This window comes from Streptomyces sp. RP5T, assembly GCF_003933965.1.
Lineage (GTDB): Bacteria > Actinomycetota > Actinomycetes > Streptomycetales > Streptomycetaceae > Streptomyces.
In genome coordinates, this window is sequence record NZ_RSAJ01000458.1 from 1 (window position 1) to 6746 (window position 6746).

The 6746-nt window shown below is 74.5% G+C and carries 6 protein-coding genes; 1 reads left to right on the forward strand and 5 read right to left on the reverse strand.

Annotated features, from left to right (window positions below; all coding sequences use genetic code 11):
* The coding region (locus EHS43_RS33310; protein WP_125194384.1) for a hypothetical protein at window positions 1-623 on the reverse strand (623 nt) is incomplete at its 3' end.
* Between the two features lie 271 nt (window positions 624-894).
* Here EHS43_RS33310 and denD point away from each other — a divergent pair.
* On the forward strand, window positions 895-1911 hold the full coding sequence (gene denD / locus EHS43_RS33315) for a D-erythronate dehydrogenase (RefSeq protein WP_125194385.1): 1017 nt from the start codon (window positions 895-897) through the stop codon (window positions 1909-1911).
* Between the two features lie 37 nt (window positions 1912-1948).
* On the opposite strand, the gene EHS43_RS33320 is transcribed toward denD, so the two are convergent.
* The 4 genes from EHS43_RS33320 to EHS43_RS33335 are packed head-to-tail and all read right to left on the reverse strand — an operon-like array spanning window position 1949 to window position 6625.
* Window positions 1949-2962 carry a DUF5914 domain-containing protein gene (locus tag EHS43_RS33320; RefSeq protein ID WP_125194386.1) on the reverse strand — a complete coding sequence of 338 codons (1014 nt, stop codon included), beginning with the start codon at window positions 2960-2962 and terminating at the stop codon, window positions 1949-1951.
* Window positions 2959-3966: a phytoene/squalene synthase family protein gene (locus EHS43_RS33325; protein ID WP_125194387.1), complete on the reverse strand. Its 1008-nt coding sequence runs from the start codon at window positions 3964-3966 to the stop codon at window positions 2959-2961. The genes EHS43_RS33320 and EHS43_RS33325 overlap by 4 nt, the downstream gene beginning before the upstream one ends.
* Window positions 3963-5501 carry a phytoene desaturase family protein gene (gene crtI / locus EHS43_RS33330; protein WP_125194388.1) on the reverse strand — a complete coding sequence of 513 codons (1539 nt, stop codon included), beginning with the start codon at window positions 5499-5501 and terminating at the stop codon, window positions 3963-3965. The genes EHS43_RS33325 and crtI overlap by 4 nt, the downstream gene beginning before the upstream one ends.
* Window positions 5498-6625 (reverse strand): polyprenyl synthetase family protein, encoded by a 1128-nt coding sequence (locus tag EHS43_RS33335; RefSeq protein WP_260470822.1) that lies wholly within the window; start codon window positions 6623-6625, stop codon window positions 5498-5500. The genes crtI and EHS43_RS33335 overlap by 4 nt, the downstream gene beginning before the upstream one ends.
* Between the last annotated feature and the right edge of the window lie 121 nt (window positions 6626-6746).

The following is a 6746-nucleotide window of genomic DNA, read 5'->3' on the forward strand; positions in this document are numbered from 1 at the left end:
GAGGGCGGCGGCGTGGGGGAGTTCGGCTGCTCGGGCGAGCAGGACTTGTCGCCCCCGTTCCACGCGGCGATCAGGTGGTAGGGCGTGACGACGTTGTCAGGCTGGTAGGGCGCGGGACCGTGTCCCTCTCCCGAACCGCCGTCGTAGATGACGTCGTCGCCGTACAGGTCGATCTGCCCGTAGCAGTCGGGCGCCTTGACGCTGAGCTTCTGCCAGGTCTGCTTGGCCTCGTCGGCGCCGGGCAGGTCCGCGGCAGTGAGGTAGACCGTGGCGTGGTCGACGAGCGTCTGGAGACCGGAGGTGTACCAGTTCGGGCCCTCGGTGGTGTACTCGGCCAGCGAGACCGGGTACTTGCAGCCCTCGCCGACCTTCTGACCCGGAGCCAGCCGCACCTCGACGGTGCCGGGGGCGGAGGACCACTGGTGGAAGCCGCCCTGCGAGGTCCAGTCGGCGTCGACCGGCTTGCCGTCGGAGTCGACGAGGCGGTACTGGACGGTGGCGGTCTGGCAGCCGCCCGCGGGAGTCGCGGAGGCGGTGGCGGCCCCGATCAGGGGAGTGGCCGTGGCGAGGAAGGCGGTCGCGGCGACAGCGGCCGCTGTTCTGGAGCGTGAATGGCGCGTCAAGATATGCCCTAGCGGTTGCGAGGATGTGGGAGGTTGGGGGACACGAGCGGCCACGGTCGGCGGAGAGTGGGATGCAAGCCGTGGCCGAGCCACTCGCGTCACGTCGCCCGCTTCAGTCACAGCGAGCGAGCCGCATTCTTGTCGCTCTTCACAACGCCCGTCAATCTTTCACCAGTTCGGCACACTCAGGCGTCCTGGCTTGCGTGTTCTGCCCTGATATCGCTTCGGGGACGGCCGATGGGAACAAGTCGCTCTCGGAAGGGATGAACGGGTGAGAATCGTCGTGACGGGTGCGTCCGGGTTCCTGGGACAACTGCTGGCGAGCGCCCTGGCGCGGGCGGGGACCTTCGGTGGCGTGCCGATCAGCCGTCTGGTGCTGGTCGACCGCGTGGACCCGCGAGGCGCGGTGCCCGAAGCCGGGGCGTCGGTCCAGACGGTGCGCGGGGAACTGCACGAACACCTGGACGCGGTGTTCGCCGAGCCGGTGGACGTGCTGTTCCATCTCGCCGCTGCGGTGTCGGCCGAGTGCGAGGCCGACTTCGACCTCGGGATGCGCGCCAACGTCGATGTCACCCGCGCGCTGCTGGAGGCGGCGCGGGTGCAGTCCCGGTCGGGCGGGCCGGTGCCGCGCATGCTGTTCGCGAGCAGTGTCGCCGTCTACGGCGCCGACCCGCACCTGCCGCTGCCGGCCGCGGTCAGCGAGACGACGCTGCCGGTCCCGCGGTCGAGCTACGGAACCCAGAAGCTGATGTGCGAACAGCTGATCGCGGACTGCACCCGACGCGGCTTCCTCGACGGACGGGTCGCGCGACTGGCCACGGTCGTGGTCCGCCCGGGCAGGCCCAACGCGGCCGCCTCCGGTTTCCTGTCGGGCATCGTCCGCGAGCCGCTCGCGGGACTGCCCGCCGTCTGCCCGGTCGACCCCGCCCTGGAGGTGGCGCTCTCCTCACCCCGCCGCACCGTCGAGGGCATCCTCCGGGTCGCCGAGGCCGAACGCGGCACCGGACCCGGCCGCCTGGAGGGCCCGCTGCCGGTGAACCTGCCCGCCCTGACCGTCTCGGTCGCCGACATGCTCGCCACCCTGCGAGAGGTGGCCGGTGACGAGGTCGCCCACCGGGTCACCCTCGCTCCCGACCCTGCGGTCGAAGCGATCGTCGGATCGTGGCCCGCCGTCTTCGACCACCGGCGGGCCGCCGCGCTGGGACTCGGCCCCGACCCGAGCTTCCGGTCGGTGCTCCGGGACTACCTCGCCGATCACCCCGACGCGGTCGCCGCCCCGCCCCGCTGAACCGCCTCGCCCCGTCCGCCCGGCGAAGGCGGTCCGGTCAGCCGGGGAAGCGCCCGGTGGAACGCAGCAGCCAGCGGCGTTCGGCGTAGGCCAGGTCGTCGCGCCACAGCCGTGCCGCCCCCGCCGTCATCAGACGGCGCAGTACGGGGGCCGCCGTGCGGGCCGCGGCGAACCCGGGACGCGCGGAGGAGGCCACGACCGCTTCGACGACGGCGGTGCGCGGCCTGCCCGACTCGTCCGGGCCGAGCGGGGTCGCGTGCGTCTCGACCACGGACCCCAGGCCCTCGCCCTCGGTGATGCGCATCAGGACCGTCCGCGGTCCCGGCGTGGTGAACAGGGCCCGCACCGGCACGACGAACCGCCCGGCGACCTTGAAGGAGACGTCCACGGTGAACCCGTCCTCGCCCGACCCCGCGGAGTCGGGGGTGTCGACCACGGTGAGGTCGACGAAGGAGTACGGGTGGAACCAGGCCCCGTGCCAGGGGTCAAGGCGGTTGGCCACGACGTCCTCCGGCTCGCAGGTCCCCACGCCCGTGTAGACGGCGGCGACGGAACGCGACGGCTGCGGCCGCTCCGGCACCACCGGTGCCGGCGTCGGCGGTTCACCGCCCACCTGGTCCAGGCGCACCCAGACCAGTACTCCGTCGTCGTGCACGGGCAGCGGCTCCCAGCCGGCGAACGGCCCGCCGTCCAGGGCCAGTCCGTGCCAGTGGCAGACGAGGGTCCCGCAGCGCACCGGGCTGTCGGCGAGCGGTGCTCCCAGGTGCGGGCAGATCCCGGGACCCGCCGCGAGCCGGCCGTCCGCGGTGCGCCACACCACCAGTTCCAGCCCGGCCACCGTCGCGGACAACGGCCGGTCGGCGCGTACGTCCCGGGTGGCGCCGACGACGTACCAGTTGCCGGACGGCCGGGCCTGGGCGTGCTTCAGCGCCTCGGCGATCAGCGCGGGCCGGGCCTGCCGCCAGGTCGGTTGCTGCTGCTCCCATCGCACCGGGCGGCGCCGCAGGGAGAGCGGGTAGCGGGCGCGTCCCGAGGGGCGACGCGGTTTCATGCGATCCTCCGCCATGTCGACGACGTGTCGGCCGGGGAGCCGGCCAGGGGTGCTGCCGGCTCGCCGGTTCTCCGGTGCCGCAGTCGGGCCGCGCCCACCCGGACCAACCCGTCCAGGGCCACGACGGCCCGACGGTGTCCCGGGACCACGGCACGGCGGTGCACCGTGCGGTACTCGTCCGCCGCGATCGCGTCCAGGATGCCGCCGTACAGGACGAAGGCGGCGCGGATGCACGGGCGCGAGACGGGGTCGAGCATGGCCAGCCCCGGGGCGGCCTCGCGGTAGAGGGCGCGGGTCAGCTGCTCGAACTCCCGCAGGGCGGCGGTGATCCGGGGGTCGGGCCGGCCGGTGTCCCGGCTCCGGCGCAGGAGTTGCCGGTCCACGCCGTGGGCGGCCAGCAGGTCGGCGGGCAGGTAGACGCGGCCGCGGTCGAGGTCCTCGCCCACGTCCCGCAGGAAGTTGGTGAGCTGGAACGCCACGCCCAGGGCCGCCGCGTGCGGTGCCGCCTCCTCGCGCGGGACGACCGTGCCGAGCACCGGCAGCATCTGCAGGCCGATCACCTCCGCCGAACCGTAGGTGTAGGTGCGCAGGTCGGCGTAGGTGGCGTAGTCGGTGACGTCGAGGTCGGCGCGCATCGCGGTCATGAAGTCCGTGAAGTGGCGGTGGTCGATGGCGTAGCGCCGTGCGGTGTCGGCCAGGGCGCGGACCACCGGCTCGGCGCTGTCGCCCGTCCGCAGCCCCGACTCCAGCTCGTGCTGCAGCAGGGACAGCCGTCGGGACCGCTCGGCGGGGGTGGTCGTACCGTCGAGGGTGTCGACGATGTCGTCGGCCCAGCGGGCGAACCCGTACAGCGCGTGCACGGCCGGCCGGCGTGCAACCGGCAGCAGACGGGTGGCGAGGAAGTACGTCTTGCCGTGCCGGGCGTTCAGCCGCCGGCATCGGGTGTACGCCTGCCGCAGCGCCGGATCGGTGACGCCGGCCGCGTCGAGTTCACGGTCGGTCATACCGGCCTCCGTTCCCGGGATGTGCGTACGGCGGGGAGGGGCCGCCCCGGATGGGTGCCGCCGGTGATGCGGGCCGCGGCGAGCTTGCCCGAGAGCAGGACGGTCGGTACGCCCACGCCGGGGGTGGTGCCGCAGCCGGCGAGAACGGCGTTGACCGTGCCGCGCACCAGGTTGCGCGGCCGGAACGGCCCGGTCTGCGCGAAGGTGTGGGCGGCGGAGAAGGGCGAACCGGCCGCATGGCCCTGGGCCTGCCAGTCGGCCGGAGTGACCAGGCACTCCTCCTCGACGGCGGTGGCGAGCCCGGCCAGGCCGCGCCGCTCCAGTTCGGTGAGCAGGCTGTCGCGGTAGCGCGGGCCCAGGTCGCTCCACTCGGCCGCGCCGGGCCCGATCTCGGTGTTCGGACAGGGCGCCAGGATGTAGTGCAGATGGCGTCCGGGCGGGGCCAGGCCCGGATCGGTGGTGGTCGGGCGGGTGATGAGCAGGGACGGATCGCTCATCAGCCGTCCGGAGCGGGTGAGTTCGGCGAACGTCTGCCGCCAGGCCGCGCCGAAGGAGATCGTGTGGTGGGCCAGCGAGGACCAGGTACGGTCCGTGCCGGCGTGCAGGATCACCGCGGACGGCGAGAACCGCAGACCCCCCGGACGACGCGGGGCGCCGTCGAGCAGCCGGTAGGTGACGGGCAGGTCGGGGGTGAGGACCACGGCGTCGCAGGCGATGCGGCCGGTGTCGGTGATGACGGCCGTGACCCGTTCCCCGGAGCGTTCCAGGCGGGTGACGGTCTGCCCGAAGCGCAGGTCGGCGCCCGCGTCCGCGGCGGCGTCCGCCATCGCCCGGGGCAGGGCGTGCATGCCGCCCCGCGGGAACCAGACACCCGCCACCGTGTCCATGTACGCGATGACGGCGTAGGCGGCCAGGGCGCGTTCCGGTGCCACGCCCGCGTACAGGGACTGGAAGGAGAAGACGCGTTGCAGCCGCTCGTCGTGCAGGAAGCGTCCGATGCGCGCGTCCAGCCGCCCGAACCCGCCGAGGGCGGCCAGGCGTGCGAGGTCGGGATGGAGCAGCTGAAGCGGCGAGTCGAAGTTGGCGTCGATGAAGCGCCGCATCTGCACCCGGTAGAGCCGCTCCAGCCAGGCGCGCAGCCGGCGGTACCCGGCGGCCTCGCGGGCCCCGGCGAAGCGCTCGATCTCCGCCTCCATCGCCTCGGCGCCGGTGTGCACGTCCAGGCTGCTGCCGTCGGCGAACCGGGCCCGGTAGGCCGGGTGCAGCGGCAGCAGGTCGACGCGGGCGGCCAGGCTGTCGCCGACGGCGGCGAACGCCTCGTCCGCCAGGTGCGGCATCGTCAGCACCGTGGGTCCGGTGTCGAAGTGGTAGCCGCCGCTCACGATCCGCCCGGCCCGGCCGCCGGGTGACGTCTCGCGCTCCACCAGGGTCACCCGGCGTCCGGCGCCCAGCAGGTGCAGGGCGGCCGCCAGTCCGGACAGACCGGCACCTACGACCACCACGTGGTCGGTGCGCCCGGGAACGGTACGGGTCATCGTGCGGCCCCCTCGCCGGTCGACGGGATCAGGGAGACGGGGACCGCCTCGGAGGCCGCGGGGTCGGCCACCCCGCTCGCGGAGCGCATCAGCGTCCTCAGCTGCCTGGCGGGTTCGGGTTCGAGGGCCGCCGTGTCCAGGTGGCGCAGCCCCTGGGCCACCAGCCTGCGGATCTTCTCCTCCACGGTGTCGCGCGCGCCGGTGGACACGAACACCTCGCTCACCGCGGCGACTTCGGCGTCCGAGGCATCCGCGCGACCGAGCGTGTCGCGCAGCAGGTCCTGGGCACGCCGGTCACCGGAGGACTCCGCCCGTGCCTGGGCGACGGCGGCGAGGTAGGTGGGCTTGCCGCTGCGGATGTCGCCGCCCGCGGGCTTGCCGGTGTCACGCGGGTCCGCGAAGACGTCCAGGAGGTCGTCGCGCAGCTGGAAGGCCAGCCCGACGCAGCGGCCCGCCGAACACAGGGCCCGGGTGGGCGCGGGGCCCGCGTCGGCCAGCGCCGCCCCCAGCGCGAGCGGGCGCTCCACGGAGTACAGGGCGCTCTTGAGGCAGGCGGCGCGGATCGCGCGGGCCAGAGAACGCGCCGAGGTCGCCTCGCCCTGCATGTCCAGGTACTGCCCGGCGACCATCTCGGTGCGCAGGGCGCTCCACAGGTCACGGACCCGCCGCGCGGTGGGGCGCGGCAGCTCGATGTCGGCCACCGCGTCGTCCGCCCAGGCCAGGGCCAGGTCACCGGCGAGGATCGCCGCGGCCTCCCCGAGCCGCCCGGCGCGCCGCGGGTCGCCCGCGCCGGCGTACTGGGCCGCCACGTCGACGTGGAACGCCGGCCGTCCCCGGCGCAGTCGTGCGCCGTCCATCACGTCGTCATGGACCAGGGCGCAGGTCTGGATGAGTTCCAGGGCGGCCCCGATCCGCAGCGCGGCGTGCGCCCGCCAGGGCTCGTCGCCGCCGCAGGCCCGCAGCGCCCACCACACGAAGCGGGAACGGCCGAGCTTTCCGCCGCCGCGCGTGAACCGGGCGATCCGCGCGGCGAGGTCCTCGCCGAAGAGCGGGTCGACGGCTCCGGCCGCGTGCACGTGCCGGTCGAGCAGCTCGTCGAGCACCGCGCGCACGGCGTGGGTCACGTCCGCGTCCACCGCCCGCGGGTCGTCGCCGTACGCCGTTCGTGCCCCGGGCGGGGAGGCGCGCTGGTGATCGCCCCGGCCGGGGTCCGTCTCCGCAGCCGTCCGGCGGGGCGATCACCAG

Coding starts and splice junctions, on each gene's coding strand:
- EHS43_RS33320 (WP_125194386.1), bottom strand. CDS start 2,962: ATGAAACCGCGTCGCCCCTCGGGACGCGCCCGCTACCCGCTCTCCCTG.
- EHS43_RS33325 (WP_125194387.1), bottom strand. CDS start 3,966: ATGACCGACCGTGAACTCGACGCGGCCGGCGTCACCGATCCGGCGCTG.
- crtI (WP_125194388.1), bottom strand. CDS start 5,501: ATGACCCGTACCGTTCCCGGGCGCACCGACCACGTGGTGGTCGTAGGT.